Genomic DNA, 16713 nt, shown 5'->3' with positions numbered 1-16713 from the left:
CATGGTCACCGCGACCGAACTGAGGCCGGACACCTACGCCTGGCCCGTCGAGGCCGAGCGCCTGGAGGTCAAGGCCGGCCGCCGGCACCTGGCCGTCAACGGGCTCGACCTGCGGCTCGGCACCGGCGTGCACGGCCTGCTGGGCCCGAACGGCGCCGGCAAGACCACCCTGATGCGGGCCCTGTCGACCGTGCACCGCCCGTCCGGCGGCCGGCTCACCCTGCTCGGCACCGACGCCACCGAGAGCCGCTCCCTGCGCCCGCTGCGCCGCCGGCTCGGCTATCTGCCCCAGCACTTCGGCTTCTACCCGCGCTTCACCGTGCGCGAATACGTCGAGTACATGGCCTGGCTGCGCGAGATGCCCAAGGCGGCCATCCCCGGGGCGGTACAGCGCGCCGTCGAGCGGGTCGGCCTCACCGACCGGGCCGACTCCCGGCTCAAGTCGCTCTCCGGCGGCATGCTGCGCCGGGCCGGCATCGCGCAGGCGATCGTCAACGACCCGGCCCTGCTGCTGCTCGACGAGCCGACCGTCGGCCTCGACCCCGAACAGCGGGTCGACTTCCGCACCTTGCTGCGCGAACTCGGCGCCGAGAGCTGCGTGGTGGTCTCGACCCACCTGGTCGAGGACGTGGTCGCGGCCTGCTCCAACGTCGTGCTGATGGACCAGGGCAAGCTCGTGTGGCAGGGCCTGCCGGCCGACCTGACCCGGTTCGGTGAGCAGGGCGGCACCGGCGACAGCGCCGCCGAGCGCGGCTACACCACGCTGCTCGCGAGCCACCGGAGTGCCAAGTGACCCGGATCCTCGGCATCGAACTGCGCCGCTCCAACGCCCTGACCCTGGCCGCCCTGCTGATCGGGGTCGGCGGTGCCCTGCTCGTCCTGGACGGGGGCACCTGGCGGCACGACTGGCTGCGTTTCGCGTACTCGACCGGCTCCTCGCTCTTCCTGCTGCTCCCGCTGGCCCTGGCCGGCGGCGCGGTGCTCGGCCGCCGCGAGAAGCGCACCCGCGCCGACGAGTTGATCGCCAGCACGGCCCGCCCCCGCGCCCAGCGCCTGACGCCCGCCCTGCTCGCGATCGGTATCGCGGCCGCCGCGGCCCACCTGCTTCTGTTCGCTGCCGGCGCGATCCTGATCGCCGTGTCCGGCAGCTATCTCAGCGCCGCGACCCTGCTCTGGCCGCTGACCGGCGTGCTGGTGCTCGCCGGTGGCACCTGGCTCGGTCTGGCGGCCGGACGCGCCTGGTCGTCCCCGCTGGTGCCGCCGCTGGTCGCCGTGCTCGGGCTGCTGCTCCAGTTCGCGTTCAGCGAGCTCGGGCCGATCGGCGAGCCGACGCGCATGGAGAACCTGTCGATGCTGGCCCAGCCGCCGTTCCAGCCGTGGGAGGCGATCAGCGGCCGGGCCCTGGCCGGATACGCGCTGCTCGGCGCGGGCCTGCTCGGCGCCGGGTTCCTGCTCGCGGCCGGACGCTCGTGGATCCCGCGCGTCGCCGCGGTGGCCGTGCTGGGCCTGGCCGGGTGGGCCGCCATGGTCGTGCCGGGCGTCGGCCAGGCCGACCGCTACCGGGTCGACGCCGGCGCGATCCGGCTGGTCTGCGCCGACGGCACCCCGCAGGTGTGCGTGACCGCGGTGCACGCCTGGCAGCTGGACAAGGCCGCACCCCAGGTCCGGGAGGCGCTGCAACTGCTGGCCAAGCTGCCCGGCGCGCAGACCAAGGCGATCGAGTGGCACGCCGACCGGGTCTATCAGCCCGGCGACTCGGGCTGGGACTCGACCGGCCTGATCCGGACACCGGCCGACACGGTCAGCTTCGACCTGAACAACAACGCCCTGGTGCCGAACATGCTGCTCGGCGCCGGCACCGGCTGGAACGGCTGCGCCGAGGGACCCGCGCACAGCGTCGCCGGGCACGCGGCCGGGGCCTGGCTGATGGGCACCGACGTGCTGACCGGCGTCGACGATTTCGGCAACTACCCGGAGATGGAGCAACAGATCCGCGACACCGTACGGGGTCTGCGGGCGCTCCCCGAGGCCGAACAGGTCCGCCGGGTCACCGCCCTGCGCGACGCGGCCCAGAAATGCGAGAACGACCTGATGCCGTACCTCACCACCGCCAAGGCCGCCCCGTGACCGGCTGGCTGACCCTCTACGCCCGCTCCCGGCGCGTGCCGGTGGCGGCCGCGGTGTCGTTCGCCGCGCTCGCGCTGGCCTGGACGGGGTGGTCGGTGTTCACCGATCGCCCCCGCCTGGAACCGGCCTTCGCCCTCCTGACCATCCTGCTGGCCCTGGCCCCGATGATCCCGACCCTGGCCGGCGACGACGACGCGCTGGAATCCTCGGCCGCCCGGCCGTGGCCGCCGAGGCGGGCGTTGCACCTGCTCACGGCGGGCCTGATCGTGGCCGTTCCGGCGGTGGCCAGCGCGGCCACCGGCGCGTCGTTCGGCCCACCGGCCGAGACCCTCCGCAACGTGGCCGGCCTGACCGGCCTGATCGGCCTCGGCGTGGCCCTGGCCGGCACCCGGATGGCCTGGCAGCTGCCGATCTGTTGGACGGTGGCCCAGCTGATCTTCGCCGGCGGCGACCGGGCGAAATGGTTCTTCTGGCTGGTCGAGCCCACCTCGAGCCGGGTCGCCACGGCCACCGCGGCGGTGCTGTTCGTGGCCGGGATGCTGGCCTACGCGTGGCGGGTCGGCCCCCGGCTGGCCACGGCCGAGGCCGCGCTCGGCCAGTAGACGAGCACCGACCCTCCACACTGGAGGCGTGGTCGACACCTGGATGATCGGGGCCGGCGTGGCCGCCCTCCTCGCCGCCGGCACCGTGGCCCACGTCCTGGACGAGCGGCTGCAGGAGCGGAGGCGCGGGGGCGGTTCGTGGTCGCCCGCGCTGTGCCGGCTGGGACAGCACAACCCGGCGTCACGCCTGGCGCCGACGCCGGACGACCCGTGCCGCCACGAGTACCGGTGCCGGACCTGTGACCGGCTGATCAGCGCCGGCCCAGGGCACGACTGGGGCGAGCACCGGGAGAAGAACGAGAACTGCGTACGGACGGCGCTCTGCCGCCGATGCGATGCCGAGCGCACGACCGACGCGCACCGCTACCGGCCGGAGGAACGCGCGGAGGGCTCGTGCCAGGTGACGGGAACCTGCGAGGACTGCGGCGTCGTCACCGCCTTCCGCGAGGAGCACGACCCCGATCCCGGCCATTGGCCGAACGCCTGCCGGCGCTGCGGGTACTGGGACGACATCGGCGAGTGACTCAGCCACTGGGCTGCTCGCCGCACGTCAGCCGGCACGGCCGCGCGGAGGTCCGGCTGCTTCTCGTCGAGCGCCCGCATCAGGTTGTCACGCGCCGGGAACGGATCGATGTGTTTCGGTCCGGCGCGGCCCTGCTGACGTTCGCGTTTCTGCTGGGCGCCCGGCTCTGAGCCGGGCGCCCGGAGCAGACGTCAGGCTACGGCGGCGAAACCGCCGGTCCACGAGAGCTTCTCGCCCGCGGCCAGGGTGATCTGCAGGAAGGCGAGCGACTCGAGCTCGCGCGCCCGCTTGAGCGAGCCGGCGTCGACGGCGCGCAGGCCGGCCGCGGTGACGACCGACGAGACGGCGGCCTTGGCGTCGGCGTCGTCGCCCGCGATCAGGACGGCGGTGGTCTCGGTGCCGACCGAGCCGGTGGCCAGCGTGCCGGCGAAGTTGGTGTTGAACGCCTTGACGACCTTGCTCTGCGGCAGCGCCTTGGCCAGCTCGGCGGCGGCCGAACCGTCGGCCGGGACGGTCAGGTCGTCGAAGGTGGCGAAGTCGACCGGGTTGGTGATGTCGACGACGATCTTGCCGGCCAGCTGCTCGCCGCGGGTGGCGACGATGTCGGCCAGGGCGGCGTGCGGCACCGCGAGGATCACGATGTCACCGGTGACGGCCTGGTCGGCGCTCGAGGTGTTGAGCTGCTGCACGGTGTTGCCGCCCTTGGCGACGACCCCGCCGATGGCCTGACCCATGTTGCCGGTGCCGAGGATGCTGATGTTCGCCATGATGCCCTCCCGAGCTCTATTGGTTGTTGCGACAACAATTGCACGTGTACGGCGGTTGTAGCAACAACTAATGTCGTGCGAAACTGGTGACCGTGGACACGCGATGGCTCGACGACAAGCAGAAGGCGGCCTGGGTACGCCTCGCCGCCGTGCTCGAACTTCTGCCCGGCGCCCTCGACTCCCAGCTGCGGCGCGACTCCCAGCTGACCCACTTCGACTACTTCGTGCTCGCCATGCTCTCCGAGGCGCCCGCGCACACGCTGCGCATGACCGCCCTGGCCGAGCACACCACCGCCACGCTGGCCCGGCTCTCCCACGTCGTGCAGCGTCTGGAGGCGCGCGGCCTGGTCGAGCGCTTCCCCTGCCCCGAGGACAAGCGCGCCACCAACGCCCGGCTCACCGAGGCCGGCTGGGAAAAGGTGCGCGCGGCCGCACCGGGGCACGTGGCCGCCGTACGGGAAAATGTGATCGATGCGCTCACACCCGAGCAGATCGTGCAGCTGGCCGAGATCGCCGACGCCGTGCTGCACCGGCTCGATCCCGAGCGAGCGCGGGCGGCGATCTACGAGCGCTACGACACGCCGCCAACCGCTCAGAACTGACGCCCGTCGGCCGTAGATACGGCTGTGACGGTGCCACTGCGCAAGCAACTGGTGGCGGTGGCGATGATCGCTGCCGCCTTCCAGCTGGTGCTGCCGTGGCTGCCGATCAGTCCGGGACGCGCGATCTCGGACGTGCTGATCGCCGTCCCGGCCGCCCTGGCCGCCTATTTCTACTGGCGCCGGTCCCGGCACGAGACCGGCCGGGTCCGCGCGTCGGTGCTGGTCGGCACGGTCGCGGGCGCCTGCTGGTCGATCGCCAACCTGATCTACCTGGCTGACGAGATCGCCGCGAACGCGACCGTCTATCTGATCGGCAACGTGGTCGCCCTGAGCGCCGCCGTCCTGCTGCCGCTCGGCGTCGCCCTGCACGCTCCCCCGATGCACGGCAGCCGCGGCTACCGCGCGCTGCTCGACCTGGCCGCGGTGTGCGGCGCCCTGTTCACCGTGGCCTGGATCTACGTGCTCGCCCCGGCCCGCACCGGCAGCGGCTTCGCATTCGCCAGTGCGCTGGTCGCCATGGAGGTGCTGGCCGCCTCGGTCGCGCTGGTCACCATGTCGCAGAACCTTCCCGGCCGTACGGGCTACGCGCCCCGCACCCTCGGCGCCGCCTCGGTCACGCTGGCCGCCATCGCGCTCACCGGGCTGCACAACAACATCGAGGGCCACCCGTGGTTCGCGCACGGCGCCGGGGGCGGTTACCTGCTCGCGGCCGGTCTCACGCTGATCGCCAGCCGGCTCGAGACACCGCGCGAGACCACATCCGCCGACACCCGATCGTTCGCCGGCGGTTGGGCCTTCCTCCCGTACGTCCCCTTCCTGCTCGCCGTCGCCGCCGGCGCGACCCAGCAACTGAGCCGGGGTGCGCTCGGTCCGGTGCTCGTGTGGGTTCTGCTCGTGACGTTCACTCTGGTGCTCGCACGGCAGTTCCTGACCGTGGCGATCGTCGGCCGTCTCGCGGTCAAACTCGCTCACCAGGCCCACCACGATCCGCTGACCGGGCTGCTCAACCGGGCCGCGTTCCACAGCCGGGGCGCCGAGCTGGTCACCGCGCCGGGCACCACCGTGCTGCTGATCGACCTGGACGGGTTCAAGCCGATCAACGACCGGCTCGGTCACGCCGGTGGTGACGAGGCCCTGGTCACCGTGGCCCGGCGACTCACCTCGGCGGTGCGGGCGGACGACCTGGTCGCGCGGCTCGGCGGGGACGAGTTCGCGCTGATCCTGCCCGGTGACAACTCGGCCGACCGGATCCGCGCGGAGCTGACCGCGCCGATGACCGTGCGCGGTGAGACGGTGTCCGTGGGCGCCAGCGTCGGCCGTGCCACCGCGGACGGCGTACGGACGCTGGACGAACTTCTGCACGAGGCGGACACCGCGATGTACACCGAGAAGGCGGCCCGCCGATCGTCCTCCGCGGCCCGCCCGGACGCAGCTCTCCCGGACGCAGCTCTTCCTAGCGCAGTTTGACGGTCACGCCGCCGGACAGCAGAGAGTCGTGAAGCACGAGGGTGGTCAGCTTGGCGGTTTTCGGGACGTCGAAGACGAGCTTGCCGGTGACCCGCTCACCGGGGTCGAGCTTCTGCAGGAACGTGCGGGTGGCCCGGTTGGCGTAGATGCTCGCGAGCTCGTCGTTGCCGTACTCGGTGCCGTCGGCGCCGATCGCCTTCTGCGCGTGCCCGACGAAGTACTTCGGTTCGCTCGAGAAGTTGCGCGCGGACAGGCTGACCACGCAGTACCGGCCGGTGGCGGTGCGTTCGAAATGCTCGAGCCCGACGGTGTTCTTCGAGCAGTCGACCTTCGAAACGACGAACTCGAACTTGCCGTCGCGCACCTTGTCCCCGACGCCCGGTTCCGGTGCGTGGCTCGGCGTGGCCTTCTTCTTGGGCGCGGCGGGCTTGGCCCCGGCCTGGGCCTCGACCGGGCCGGCCGGTCCCCCGTGGCGGTAGCTCTCCGCGGCGATCCCGGCCAGGAACAGGGCGACCACCGCGACCAGAGCGAACACACTCGCCAGCACCGGATTGAGCGAACGCCGCGGAGCCGGATGCGCGATCCGTTGCGCGTTTTGTTCGGCGCGCTCATGTTGTGCGTTCGTCCGCGAACCGCCGCGAACTTGCGCGTGTTGCACGGTGCGCTCATCGTGCGCGTTTTGTTCGGCGCGCTGTTGTTCTGCGTTCGTCCGCGAACCGTCGCGAACTCGCGCGAATTGCACGGTGCGCTCATCGTGCGCGCGGCCGGGTGCGGTGGGGCGATCTGGCGACATCGTGCACTCCTGACTTTCTCCCCTCACTGTGAGTCAGCGAGGGGAGTCCGTCAGCGATTTCGCCCCAGATCCGACAATCAGCGGCCGTACCGGCTCTTCAGATGGCGCCACCAGTCCCGGAACATCCACTTGTCGAACTCGGTGATCTGGGTGGCACTGCCCGCCTTCATGATGAAGCCCTGACCGGGCGTCGGATCCCAGTCGTAGAAGTCGTCCAGCCCGTACGTGTGGCCGAGCTCGTGCAGGAAGATGTGGATGTTGGTGGCGTTGACGTTGCTCAGGAAATACTCCGAGCCGACCCGCTGACCCCAGTCACCGCCCGCGCCGCCCTGGAAGCCCGCGGTGAGCCACAGCGAGTGGTCGTAGTGCCGGGACGCGCCGCCAGGGCAGCCCGAGTAGTTCCCGTCCTGGTGGAAGAAACGCGCGCAGGGCGGGGAGCACTGCGGGGCGTTCTCGTTGATATTGCCGACGGTGATGTCGACCGAGGTGTCGGTCCATTCCAGTTGTGCGCGGTCGCGGACGGCCCAGCCGACCACCTTGACCGGCACCTGCGTGTACGGCCAGTTGTTCCAGCCCTGCCCGTTGTCGAGCATCTGGTCCATCCACTTCTGGTACTGCCGTTGCAGCGCCGCGTGGATCGAGTCGCGCTGGGCCGCGGTGACGTGCGCCGTCGAGTCCCAGCGGACGCAGTAGTTGATCGCTCCGCCGCCGGCCGCGAGCTGGTCCCAGCCGTAGTTCCTGAACCCGTACAGGTTGCTGTAGGTCTGCTCCTGATGCGACCAGACCGCCGCGAGGGGCTGCACCAGCGACGACGGCGGGTTCCAGGCGTTACCGGCCGGCGGCGTGGTCGGCGGTGTGGTCGGTGGGGTCGTCGGCGGCGTGGTCGGCGGGAACGTCGTCGGCGTGCTCGTGGGAGCCGTGCCCGTACATGTCGTTCCGTTCAGCGCGAACGCCACCGGCGCCGGGTTCGACCCGGTGAACGAACCGTTGAACCCGAGCGACAGACTGCCGCCCGCGGACACCGAACCGTTCCAACTGGCGTTCGCGGCGCTCACGTTCGCGCCGTTCTGTGTCCAGGTGGCGTTCCAGCCCTGCACGACTTTCTGTCCGTTGTCCGGAAAAGCGAACGTCAACGTCCATCCGTTGAGCGCTTCCCCGAGGTTCGCGATCGTGACCGAGGCACCGAACCCGCCCGACCACTGGTTGGTGACCGCGTACGTGACGCGGCAACCGACCGCGGCGTACGCGGAAGGCAGTATCACGACAACCGAGAACGCCGCCATGAGACCGGCGGCCAACCAGGCGATACGACGTTTCATCACTCCTCCTCAGATTCTCCGGGACGAACGTCACGTCCGTTTTTCGCTCGCGACCGAAGGGTCGCTGGGGTGGGATGTCGCTATGACCTCTCCCCGTGTGCCGGGCGCCGCGGTGGCCGCCGCGTCCGTCACCGTCGTTTTCTGGGCGTCCGCGTTCGTCGGCATCCGGGCCGCCGCCCCGCACTTCTCTCCCGGCTCGCTCGCGCTCGGCCGGCTGCTGTCCGGCTCCGTCGTGCTCCTGCTGTTCTTGGCCGTACGCCGTCAGGGGCTCCCGCCGCGCGCCGCGTGGCCCGGCATCGTGGTGTCCGGCGTGCTGTGGTTCGGGCTGTACATGGTGGCGCTGAACTGGGGCGAGGAACTCGTCGACGCCGGGACCGCGGCGATGATCGTCAACGTCGGCCCGGCCCTGATGGCGTTGCTGGCCGGCTGGCTGCTTGACGAGGGGTTCCCGCCGCGGCTGCTGGCCGGCATCGCGGTTTCGTTCGCCGGCACGGTCGTGGTCGGCCTGTCCATGTCCGGCGGCGGGCGGTCGTCGGTCCTCGGGGTGCTGCTGTGCCTGGTCGCCGCCATCACGTACGCCTCCGGGGTGGTCGCGCAGAAGCCCGCCCTCAAGCACGCGTCCGCGCTGCAGGCCACCACGTTCGGCTGCCTGATCGGTGCGCTGGCCTGCCTGCCGTTCGCCGGTCAGCTCGCGCACGACGTTGCCGAGGCGCCGCTCTCGGCCACGCTCAACGTCGTCTACCTGGGCGTCTTCCCGACCGCGGTCGCGTTCACGACCTGGGCCTACGCCCTGGCCCGCACCACCGCGGGCCGGATGGGCTCGACGACCTACGCGGTGCCGGTCGTCGTGATCCTGCTGTCCTGGCTGGTCCTGGACGAGGTGCCCGGGTGGCTGGCCCTCGCCGGCGGGGCGCTGTGCCTCGCCGGCGTGGCCGTGTCCCGGTCCCGTCCCCGGGTTCTTACTGAAGCGTCCCGGTGACTGTGCTGCCGGACTTGGTGACGTAGTACGTGACTTTCGCGCCACTCCAGAAGTGCAGGGTGAGCGTCACCTTGGCGCCGTCGTTGACGTCCGCGAAGAACTCGGGCGTCAACGCGACGGTGCCGGCGGTGTAATTCGGCAGGAACGTGTACGCGAATTCCTTGTACGACGTCCAGTTCTGCGGGCCGGCATTGGTGCCGTCGGCGTATTTGGCCTCCATCGTGGCCACCCGGTCACCGCGGAACGTGGCCGGAATCGTGAAGGCCGACGTCGTACCCGTCGCGGCGGTGACCGTTGGGGTGTCGTACGAAATAATGGTGATCCGCCACGGCACTCCGGCGCTGAAGGTGGCCGATAGCTTCGCGTTGACGCCGTAATCACGGGCGCCGGCCAGCCGGGTCAGCAGGCTCGCTTTCAAGGTGAGCTGGTCGCCGCTGATGGTGTAGTCGGTACCCCGTACGAGATCGGCGTTGTTGAATTTGAGCGCCGCAAATGTGGTGCCGTTCGGATTGAGCGTGACGGTCTTGTCGGTGATGGCGGCCGACTTGGCCAGGAAGACCTGATCGGTCGACGCCGTGCCCGAACGCGTGGTCCAGCTCGCCTTCATCTGGGCGTACAGCTCGGGGTCTTTCCAGGTCAGCCCGGTGCGGTCGAAGTGCTGACCGTTGTCCCAGAGCATCGTGGTGATGTTCTTCTGCCGCGCGTAATAGCCGAGGTATTCGAAGAACTTGAGCTTTTCGCCCTGTTCGACGGCGTCCAGCGAACGGTCGAACCCGAGCAACCCGAACTCGCCGAGAATGACCGGGATGCCCTTGGCCGTGAACGCGGCGGCCGAGCGGTCGAGGTAGCCGTTGACGTCGGCCTGCGTGGTGGCGTCAAAGGTGGTCGTGCCCGCGATGTTCACGCTGAACGGCCAGTAGCCGTAATAGTGGACCGTGGCGGCGATGTTGCGGTCGTTCAGTTTCTGAATCGTGGTCGACAGCGCGTCGAGGTGAGCCTGGTCGGCCGACGTGTGCAGGGTCGGCAGCACCAGCAGGCGGGTCGCGTTACCGCCGCCACTCCCCCGCACGATCGTGTGGAAGCTGGTGTTGAGCTGGTCGAGATAGTTCTCGCTCTGCCCCTCGTCGCTGAACTGCGGTTCGTTGACGCTCTCGAACACGAGCTTGTTGGACGAATCGCGGAAAGCCGCGGCGATCTGATTCCAGGTGGCGTCGTAACGGGCCTTGGCCCCCGGCATCGAGTTGAGCCACTGCCACGAATCGTGATGCACATTGATCATCACGTAGAAGCCGTCGGCCAGGGCCCAGTTGACGACCTCCTTGACCCGGGCCAGGTAGGCCGCCTCGATCGTGTAACTCGGCGAACCGCCCTGGTGCTGGCCCCAGGTGACCGGGATGCGGATGCTCTTGAAGCCCTGAGCCTTCACACCGTCGAGCAGCGCCTCGGTGACGCGCGGGTTGCCCCAGCTGGTCTCGTCACTGCCGGTCGCGTCGAGCGAGTTGCCGAGGTTCCAGCCCGGTTGCATGGCCGCCACCGTTTCGGCCGCATTCCCCGCCGGCGGCGATGTCGGTGGGGTCGTCGGCGGCGTGGTCGGTGGGGTCGTCGGCGGCGTGGTCGGGCTGCTGGTCGTCGGGGCTCCCGTGCAGGCCACCCCGTTGAGGGCGAAGGCGGTCGGGACCGGGTTGCTGCCGTTCCAGGCACCGTTGAACCCGAAGCTCGCCGTGGCGTTGGTCGCGAGCGAGCCGTTGTAGCTCACGTTGGTCGCCGTGACGTTGGCTCCGGCGGCGGTCACGGTGGCGTTCCAGGCCTGGGTGACGCTCTGCCCCGCCGCCGGGAAGGCCCAGGTCAGACGCCACCCGTTGATCGCGTCCCCAAGGTTGGTGACGGCAACGTTGGCCGTGAAGCCACCACCCCACTGCCCACCGATCGTGTAGACGACCTTGCATCCGGCCGCCGCCGCACCGGCCGCAGTAGCCGTCCAGAGCCCGGCCAGCGTCAGCAGCGCCACAACACCGGCGAGCAACGCTTGCAGGCGCCTTCGCCTAGGGGGATGAGCCATGGGGGTTGTCCTCGATCCGCATCGGGGGAAACGTGCACGTAACAGTTCCGGCGCAGGCTAGCCACGCTTTTCGAAAGACGTCAATCAATGCGCTCAGATTGTGGGAGCGCTCCCAAATCTGCCTGAGATAGCTTGCTTTCGGGTGGTGGCGCTCGTACGATCAAGGGCTCTGTGAGCGTTCACAGGCCAGCCGATCCGCCACGCGGCGGCGGCCCGACGCACCCAAGGCCCAGCCGGCCGCCAAGGGTCGCGCCCGGACGCGGAGGGCATGGATCACGCATGGGCCCGGGCGCACGGTCACGCGCAGTCGACGGGATCGCACGTGGGCGGAGGGCGTGGCGGTCACGCGTGGGCGTGGGGCGGGCGCTCGAGGCGCACAGGGTCTCGCGTTTAGTCGGGGTCACGCCTCGGGCGCCAGGGAATCGCCCGGCGCCTCGCTGGTCAGTCGAGCAGCCAGCCACCCACCGATTGCGCCGCTGGGGTCAGCGAGACGATCAGGAGCACGAGCATCACTGCGGTGCTGCCGATCAGCGCGCGCGTCAGACGGCGGTTGCCTCCGGCCAGGCGAACCAGGAACGCCAGACCCGACACGAGCAGGCCGAGACCGGCGAGGACCGGTGCCATCGTCAGAACCATGCCCGCCGGAATCGACCAGGCCCACCCGGTGACGTCGAGGCTCTCGGTGACGGCGTCCCCTTGAGCCGGGACATACCAACGCCCGGCCAGATCAGCGGCATGGGCCATCGCCGCATAGGCACACACGGCATAGAGCAGGGCGTAGCCGTACTGCGCCCACACCAGCGTCCAGGCACTCGCCTTGGTCGAGGTCGGTGCGTTGCTGCGCATGGCCGCGGTCGTCATCGGCGCATCGTAACCAATCAGCGCTATTGCCTGTTCGGCTCTCGTCGCAGCTCGCACTCTGCTTCGTTTCAGCTAAATGCGCGTCGTCCCGCGCTCATCGTGGCTCGCCCCGCGCTCATCGCGGCTCATCGCGGCTCGCCCCGCGCTCACCGCGGCTCGTCGCGGCTCGTCCCGCGCTCACCGCGGCTCGTCGCGGCTCGTCCCGCGCTCATCGCGGCTCGTCCCGGCGCGCTGCGGCTCGCTCCCGGCATTTACTACGGCCAGAGCTCGGGGTCAGCCCAGGCCCCTGTGATGGCCAGGTCGGCGTCCTGCCCGCGCAGACGAGCGAAGCGCAACGCCAGCCGCTGAAGCCGCACAGTCATCGGAATCTGATCGAGCAACGGTGACCCGGTCGTCACGGCGCTCGTCCAGGTGACCACCTGGAGACGCTCGAGGCGGGCCGCGTGCCGCACCGAAGAGGTGAGTTCATCAGGCTGCAGGACAAGCAGGGTGTCAGCCGGCGTGTAGGGAACCGCTCCCCCGTGCAGCAACCGATCGGTATCGAAGCCCTCGCACAGGATCCGCGCTCCCTCGCGAATCTTCAGCGCTCCTTCACGCGCGGTGATCGACCACAGACCTGGCCCGACGATCGCCATCGCCCGCGCCGGCATAGGCACGTCGACGCCACCGCCACTTCTGTTGGCGCCGACGCCAGCGGTGTCACCGTTACTGCCACCATTGCCGGCGCCGGCGCCGGCGGCGTCAGCGGCGATGATGGCCTCGGCCACAACGCGGACCGCGTCCGGCCCGCCGCCCGGCGCGCCCAGGTGGTGAGCCAACTGCGCGAGAACGACAAGAGCCGCCGTATAGCTGACCGTATAGGTCTCGGATGCTTCGGCGATCGGCGTGCGCACGGCCTCGGGCCAGTCCACGTCCGGGCCGGTGATAGAGATGAGCGGGACGCCGGCATCGAGCAGCAGGGCGCGACTTCGGACGGCGTACGCGGTGTGCCCGGTGTGCGTGATGACCACCGCGGCGTCACCATCGCGCAGCAGAGACTGATCGAACATGTTCGCCGCGATCGCCCGGCTGTCCAGGCCGGCCCGCGCCAGCTCGGCCGCGCCCAGTTCGGCCGCGTGCAAACTCGTCCCGGTGCCGATCAGCCAGACACGCCGCGCCCCGGCCAGCTTCCGCGCAGCTTCTTCTGTCAGCGCCGGATCACCCAGGCTCGCGACAACTTCGGCCTGGGCCGCAATCATCCGCTCGAGTTGTGCCGTCATCTCAGCGCCTCCCCGTCAGCACGATCAGAAACCGTCACCACGACCAGAAAATCGCTCATCATCCTGAGCGAAAACTGAGCGAAACTGAGCGCGAGCAGCATAGTGAGCGAACCGCGCAACCTCGAACAACACACGCCGTCTCGGCAACCAGCCGGGCGCAGTGGTCAGCGAACCACGCGGATTCACTACACTCCCGCACACTGCGATGGGAATGATCGACTTGCGGGGGACGACGATGGGCGTGCTGTACGACTACTTCCGGGCTCCCAGCCTGGCCCAGGTGCGCGCACACATGGACGAGAACGATGCGCATTCGCCCGTGCCTGGGACGTTCGACGGTATCGAGCTGAAGAACTTCGACCCGGGAGTGGTGCTGGGCCGACTCGTCGGCTTCGTGACGGGTCAGGAGTGGAACACCGAACTGGTCAGGGACCGTCTGATCTGGCCGGAAGGCGCCGAGCAGGACATGGAGTACGAGGGTCCGTGGGTCGTCGTGCTGCCCGATGGTGTCCGGGACATCCTGGCCGGTATTCCGGCGGAGCGGATGACGGAACTGGCCGAGCGCTGGGCCGCCATCGATGAGCTCAGTCCGCACGCTGACCCGGAGTTCATGCGGGAACTCGTGTCCGAGTTCGCCGCCCTGGCCGCCCGTGCGCGCGAGAACGACGACTCTCTCTTCTGCTGGATGTCTCTTTAACGACCGCGGGATCGGGTGGATGTCCCTTCCGCGACCGCGGGATCGGGTGGATGTCCCTTCCGCGACCGCGGGATCGGGTGGATGTCCCTTCCGCAACCGCGGGAACGGATGGATGCCCCTTCCGCAACCGCGGGAACGGATGGATGCCCCTTCCGCAACCGCGGGAACGGATGGATGCCCCTTCCGCAACCGCGGGAACGGATGGATGCCCCTTCCGCAACCGCGGGAACGGATGGATGCCTCTTTAGCGACCGCGCGATCGGGAACGACGAGCTGACCCGGTAGGGCAGGCGGGTCACATCCGCTCGCCGTGGTGGGACAGCAGGAGCGTCAGCAGGGTGGTCAGCTGCTCTCGCTGGGCGGGGGTGAGCGGCGCGAACACCTCATCGTCCACGTCGGCCAGGATGGCGTCCAGTGTGTGCAGCTGGCGCCGCCCGTCGGCGGTCAGGGTGACCAGGTTGCGGCGGCGGTCGTCGGGGTCGGGAACGCGTGTGACCTGACCTCGGGTGGTCAGCTCGTTGAGCACGGACACCAGGTCGCTGCGGTAGATGCGGGTGCGGTCGCTCAGCTGGGCCTGGCTGGCCGGGCCGGACTCGTCCAGCGTGGCCAGCACGGCGTAGTGCCACTTGCGGGCGTCGGCGCGGGCCAGTTCCTCGTTCACCCGGCGGTCGGAATGCATGGCCGCCAGCGACAGCAACCTTGTCCGCATCGTGCGCAATCGCTCAGCCACGGGTCGAACCCTACCACTTGCGTTAGTCACACTAACGACTTAGCGTTTGTCGGACTAACGATTGGGGAGATGCAGGATGACCACGATCCCGTTCGGGCCGCAACTCGTCGGCCGTACCGAGAAAGCCCTCAACGCCCTGCTGATGCGACGCCTGGCCGGCAGCGGCGTCAGCGAACCGCAGTGGGTGGCCCTCACGCTCACCGCCACCGGCGGCAACGAGAATCTCGCCGAAGCTCTGCGCGTCGACGAGGCGGCGGCCCGCGCGCACGTCGACGCCCTGATCGCCGCGGGACTGGCCGACGCGAGCGGCACCAAGGCGACCGAGGACGGGATGCGCCTGTGGCGAGCCGTCCGGGCGGAGACCGCCGAACTGACCGCGAAGTTGTGGGGCGACATCCCGGAGGCGGATCAGGCGACGGCGGCCCGCGTCCTCAACACCATCCTGACGCGAGCTCTCTACATAGATGAGCATCAACACTAGACACAGATAGTAAAACTAACTAATAATCGTCCTCCCCTACATCCCCAGTGGAGGACGTCGATGCGCCGCTCCCGTTCACTCCTACTTTCCGTCGCGGCCGCGGTCGTCGCCGCCGGCATGGCCCTCTATGCCGTCTCCCCCGCCGCGGCCGCGGCCACCACCGCCACGTTCGCCAAGGTCTCCGACTGGGGATCCGGCTGGCAGGGCCAATACATCATCACCAACGGGGGCAGCGCCGCCCTCACATCCTGGAAAGTCGAGTTCACCCTGCCGTCCGGCACGAGCGTCGGCGCGTACTGGGACTCACTGCTCGTCACCTCGGGGCAGCGCTTCACCTTCACCAACCGCGAGTACAACGGCCGGATCGCCCCCGGAGCTTCGGTCACATTCGGTTTCACGGGTACGGGCTCCGGCTCCCCCACCGGCTGCCTGCTCAACGGCACGTCGTGTACTGGAACGGTGACGCCGACCAACCCGCCCACAACAACGCCGACCAACCCGCCCACCGGTACCACGCCCGTAGCCCGGAACGGGCAGCTCAAGGTGTGCGGCCGCCAGCTGTGCAACTCGCGGGGCAAGGCGATCCAGCTGCGCGGCATGAGCACCCACGGCCTGCAGTGGTACGCGAACTGCGTCAATGACAAGTCGCTCGACGTGCTGGCGAACGAATGGAACGCCGACGTCCTGCGGATCTCGATGTACATCCAGGAGGGCGGCTACGAGACCGACCCGGCCGGCTACACGGCGAAGGTCAACGACCTGATCGAGAAGGCGTCCGCGCGCGGCCTGTACGCGATCGTCGACTGGCACATGCTGTCGCCCGGCGACCCCCACTACAACCTGGCCCGGGCCCGGACGTTCTTCCAGCAGATCGCGTCGCGGCACAAGGACAAGACCAACATCCTGTACGAGATCGCGAACGAGCCGAGCGAGGTCCACTGGTCGTCGATCAAGTCGTACGCCGACCAGATCATCCCGGTCATCCGGGCGCAGGACCCGGACGGCGTGGTGCTGGTCGGCACCGAGGACTGGTCGTCGCTGGGCGCCTCGGGTGACGGTCAGGGCGTTGCGCGGATCCAGGCCAGCCCGGTCAGCGCGACCAACATCATGTACACGTTCCACTTCTACGCGGCCTCGCACGACGACTACTACCTGAACACGTTCCGGGACGCGATCGCCAAGCTGCCCATGTTCGTCACCGAGTTCGGCACGCAGCAGGCCAGCGGCGACGGCGGCAACAACTTCGCGATGGCCCAGCGCTACCTCGACCTGATGGCCCAGAACAAGGTCAGCTGGGTCAACTGGAACTACTCGGACGACATGCGTACGGGCGCCGTCTTCACCCAGGGCACCTGCACCGCGGGCGCCTACACCGGGACGGCCCGGCTGAAGGAGGCCGGCGTCTGGATCCGCGACCGGATCCGCACCGCCGACGACTTCTGATCCA

Annotated in this window: 18 protein-coding genes; 11 read left to right on the top strand and 7 right to left on the bottom strand. The window is 69.6% G+C overall.

Annotated features, from left to right (window positions below; all coding sequences use genetic code 11):
- Window position 1: 1 nt before the first annotated feature.
- Genes KOI35_RS15605 through KOI35_RS15585 form a run of 5 tightly spaced genes read left to right on the top strand, consistent with a single transcriptional unit; the run spans window position 2 to window position 3422 of the window.
- Window positions 2-793 (top strand): ABC transporter ATP-binding protein, encoded by a 792-nt coding sequence (locus KOI35_RS15605; protein ID WP_438870601.1) that lies wholly within the window; start codon window positions 2-4, stop codon window positions 791-793.
- Entirely contained in the window at window positions 790-2127 is a 1338-nt protein-coding gene (locus KOI35_RS15600) for a hypothetical protein (protein ID WP_215788117.1), read from the top strand. Before KOI35_RS15605 ends, KOI35_RS15600 begins: the two co-directional genes overlap by 4 nt.
- Window positions 2124-2729 (top strand): hypothetical protein, encoded by a 606-nt coding sequence (locus KOI35_RS15595; protein WP_215788115.1) that lies wholly within the window; start codon window positions 2124-2126, stop codon window positions 2727-2729. Before KOI35_RS15600 ends, KOI35_RS15595 begins: the two co-directional genes overlap by 4 nt.
- A 28-nt stretch (window positions 2730-2757) precedes the next feature.
- Window positions 2758-3252, top strand: a complete 495-nt coding sequence (locus KOI35_RS15590; RefSeq protein ID WP_215788113.1) for a hypothetical protein — start codon at window positions 2758-2760, stop codon at window positions 3250-3252.
- Window positions 3249-3422, top strand: coding sequence for a hypothetical protein (locus KOI35_RS15585; RefSeq protein WP_215788111.1), 174 nt, complete (start codon window positions 3249-3251; stop codon window positions 3420-3422). The genes KOI35_RS15590 and KOI35_RS15585 overlap by 4 nt, the downstream gene beginning before the upstream one ends.
- A gap of 21 nt (window positions 3423-3443) precedes the next feature.
- Here the strand turns inward: KOI35_RS15585 and KOI35_RS15580 are convergent, their stop codons facing one another.
- Entirely contained in the window at window positions 3444-4019 is a 576-nt protein-coding gene (locus KOI35_RS15580) for an NADPH-dependent F420 reductase (RefSeq protein ID WP_215788109.1), read from the bottom strand.
- Between the two features lie 92 nt (window positions 4020-4111).
- Between KOI35_RS15580 and KOI35_RS15575 the strand changes: the two genes are divergently transcribed.
- Both KOI35_RS15575 and KOI35_RS48920 read left to right on the top strand, forming a co-directional pair.
- Entirely contained in the window at window positions 4112-4621 is a 510-nt protein-coding gene (locus tag KOI35_RS15575) for a MarR family winged helix-turn-helix transcriptional regulator (protein WP_308121016.1), read from the top strand.
- A 24-nt stretch (window positions 4622-4645) separates the two neighbouring features.
- Complete coding sequence (locus KOI35_RS48920; RefSeq protein ID WP_215788105.1) at window positions 4646-6088, top strand: GGDEF domain-containing protein; 1443 nt, start codon at window positions 4646-4648, stop codon at window positions 6086-6088.
- Here KOI35_RS48920 and KOI35_RS15565 read toward each other — a convergent pair.
- Complete coding sequence (locus KOI35_RS15565; protein WP_308121015.1) at window positions 6075-6635, bottom strand: DUF4352 domain-containing protein; 561 nt, start codon at window positions 6633-6635, stop codon at window positions 6075-6077. The two genes, KOI35_RS48920 and KOI35_RS15565, sit on opposite strands and share 14 nt — an antisense overlap.
- A 323-nt stretch (window positions 6636-6958) precedes the next feature.
- Window positions 6959-8200: a cellulose-binding domain-containing protein gene (locus tag KOI35_RS15560; protein ID WP_215788101.1), complete on the bottom strand. Its 1242-nt coding sequence runs from the start codon at window positions 8198-8200 to the stop codon at window positions 6959-6961.
- An 82-nt stretch (window positions 8201-8282) separates the two neighbouring features.
- Here KOI35_RS15560 and KOI35_RS15555 point away from each other — a divergent pair, with 82 nt between their 5' ends.
- Window positions 8283-9179: a DMT family transporter gene (locus KOI35_RS15555; protein ID WP_215788100.1), complete on the top strand. Its 897-nt coding sequence runs from the start codon at window positions 8283-8285 to the stop codon at window positions 9177-9179.
- Here the strand turns inward: KOI35_RS15555 and KOI35_RS15550 are convergent.
- The 3 genes from KOI35_RS15550 to KOI35_RS15540 all read right to left on the bottom strand — a co-directional run bounded on the left by KOI35_RS15550 (window position 9160) and on the right by KOI35_RS15540 (window position 13358).
- Window positions 9160-11238, bottom strand: a complete 2079-nt coding sequence (locus tag KOI35_RS15550) for a cellulase family glycosylhydrolase (protein WP_215788098.1) — start codon at window positions 11236-11238, stop codon at window positions 9160-9162. The two genes, KOI35_RS15555 and KOI35_RS15550, sit on opposite strands and share 20 nt — an antisense overlap.
- 441 nt (window positions 11239-11679) lie before the next feature.
- Window positions 11680-12099, bottom strand: coding sequence for a hypothetical protein (locus tag KOI35_RS15545; protein WP_215788096.1), 420 nt, complete (start codon window positions 12097-12099; stop codon window positions 11680-11682).
- A 254-nt stretch (window positions 12100-12353) separates the two neighbouring features.
- Window positions 12354-13358, bottom strand: coding sequence for an SIS domain-containing protein (locus tag KOI35_RS15540; RefSeq protein WP_215788094.1), 1005 nt, complete (start codon window positions 13356-13358; stop codon window positions 12354-12356).
- Between the two features lie 205 nt (window positions 13359-13563).
- Between KOI35_RS15540 and KOI35_RS15535 the strand changes: the two genes are divergently transcribed.
- A complete protein-coding gene (locus KOI35_RS15535) occupies window positions 13564-14055 on the top strand; it encodes a hypothetical protein (RefSeq protein ID WP_246613229.1) in 492 nt (163 codons plus the stop codon).
- A 295-nt stretch (window positions 14056-14350) separates the two neighbouring features.
- Here KOI35_RS15535 and KOI35_RS15530 read toward each other — a convergent pair whose 3' ends face one another.
- The gene (locus tag KOI35_RS15530; protein ID WP_308121013.1) at window positions 14351-14785 is read right to left on the bottom strand and encodes a MarR family winged helix-turn-helix transcriptional regulator; all 435 of its coding nucleotides are present in this window, start codon (window positions 14783-14785) and stop codon (window positions 14351-14353) included.
- A gap of 76 nt (window positions 14786-14861) precedes the next feature.
- Between KOI35_RS15530 and KOI35_RS15525 the strand changes: the two genes are divergently transcribed.
- Both KOI35_RS15525 and KOI35_RS15520 read left to right on the top strand, forming a co-directional pair.
- Window positions 14862-15266 (top strand): MarR family winged helix-turn-helix transcriptional regulator, encoded by a 405-nt coding sequence (locus KOI35_RS15525; protein WP_215788092.1) that lies wholly within the window; start codon window positions 14862-14864, stop codon window positions 15264-15266.
- Window positions 15267-15326: 60 nt separating this feature from the next.
- The gene (locus KOI35_RS15520) at window positions 15327-16709 is read left to right on the top strand and encodes a cellulase family glycosylhydrolase (protein ID WP_215788090.1); all 1383 of its coding nucleotides are present in this window, start codon (window positions 15327-15329) and stop codon (window positions 16707-16709) included.
- The last annotated feature ends 4 nt before the right edge of the window (window positions 16710-16713 follow it).

This window comes from Paractinoplanes bogorensis (assembly GCF_018829635.1).
GTDB classification, from domain to species: domain Bacteria; phylum Actinomycetota; class Actinomycetes; order Mycobacteriales; family Micromonosporaceae; genus Actinoplanes; species Actinoplanes bogorensis.
Note: the sequence above shows the minus strand (reverse complement) of the source record. Positions and strands in the feature narration are given on the sequence as shown.

What these genes read in the sequence shown, in the direction of transcription:
- KOI35_RS15605 (WP_438870601.1), top strand. Translation starts at nt 2, where the DNA reads ATGGTCACCGCGACCGAACTGAGGCCGGACACCTACGCCTGGCCCGTC.
- KOI35_RS15580 (WP_215788109.1), bottom strand. Translation starts at nt 4,019, where the DNA reads ATGGCGAACATCAGCATCCTCGGCACCGGCAACATGGGTCAGGCCATC.
- KOI35_RS15560 (WP_215788101.1), bottom strand. Translation starts at nt 8,200, where the DNA reads ATGAAACGTCGTATCGCCTGGTTGGCCGCCGGTCTCATGGCGGCGTTC.
- KOI35_RS15555 (WP_215788100.1), top strand. Translation starts at nt 8,283, where the DNA reads ATGACCTCTCCCCGTGTGCCGGGCGCCGCGGTGGCCGCCGCGTCCGTC.
- KOI35_RS15550 (WP_215788098.1), bottom strand. Translation starts at nt 11,238, where the DNA reads ATGGCTCATCCCCCTAGGCGAAGGCGCCTGCAAGCGTTGCTCGCCGGT.
- KOI35_RS15545 (WP_215788096.1), bottom strand. Translation starts at nt 12,099, where the DNA reads ATGACGACCGCGGCCATGCGCAGCAACGCACCGACCTCGACCAAGGCG.
- KOI35_RS15540 (WP_215788094.1), bottom strand. Translation starts at nt 13,358, where the DNA reads ATGACGGCACAACTCGAGCGGATGATTGCGGCCCAGGCCGAAGTTGTC.
- KOI35_RS15535 (WP_246613229.1), top strand. Translation starts at nt 13,564, where the DNA reads ATGGGAATGATCGACTTGCGGGGGACGACGATGGGCGTGCTGTACGAC.
- KOI35_RS15525 (WP_215788092.1), top strand. Translation starts at nt 14,862, where the DNA reads ATGACCACGATCCCGTTCGGGCCGCAACTCGTCGGCCGTACCGAGAAA.
- KOI35_RS15520 (WP_215788090.1), top strand. Translation starts at nt 15,327, where the DNA reads ATGCGCCGCTCCCGTTCACTCCTACTTTCCGTCGCGGCCGCGGTCGTC.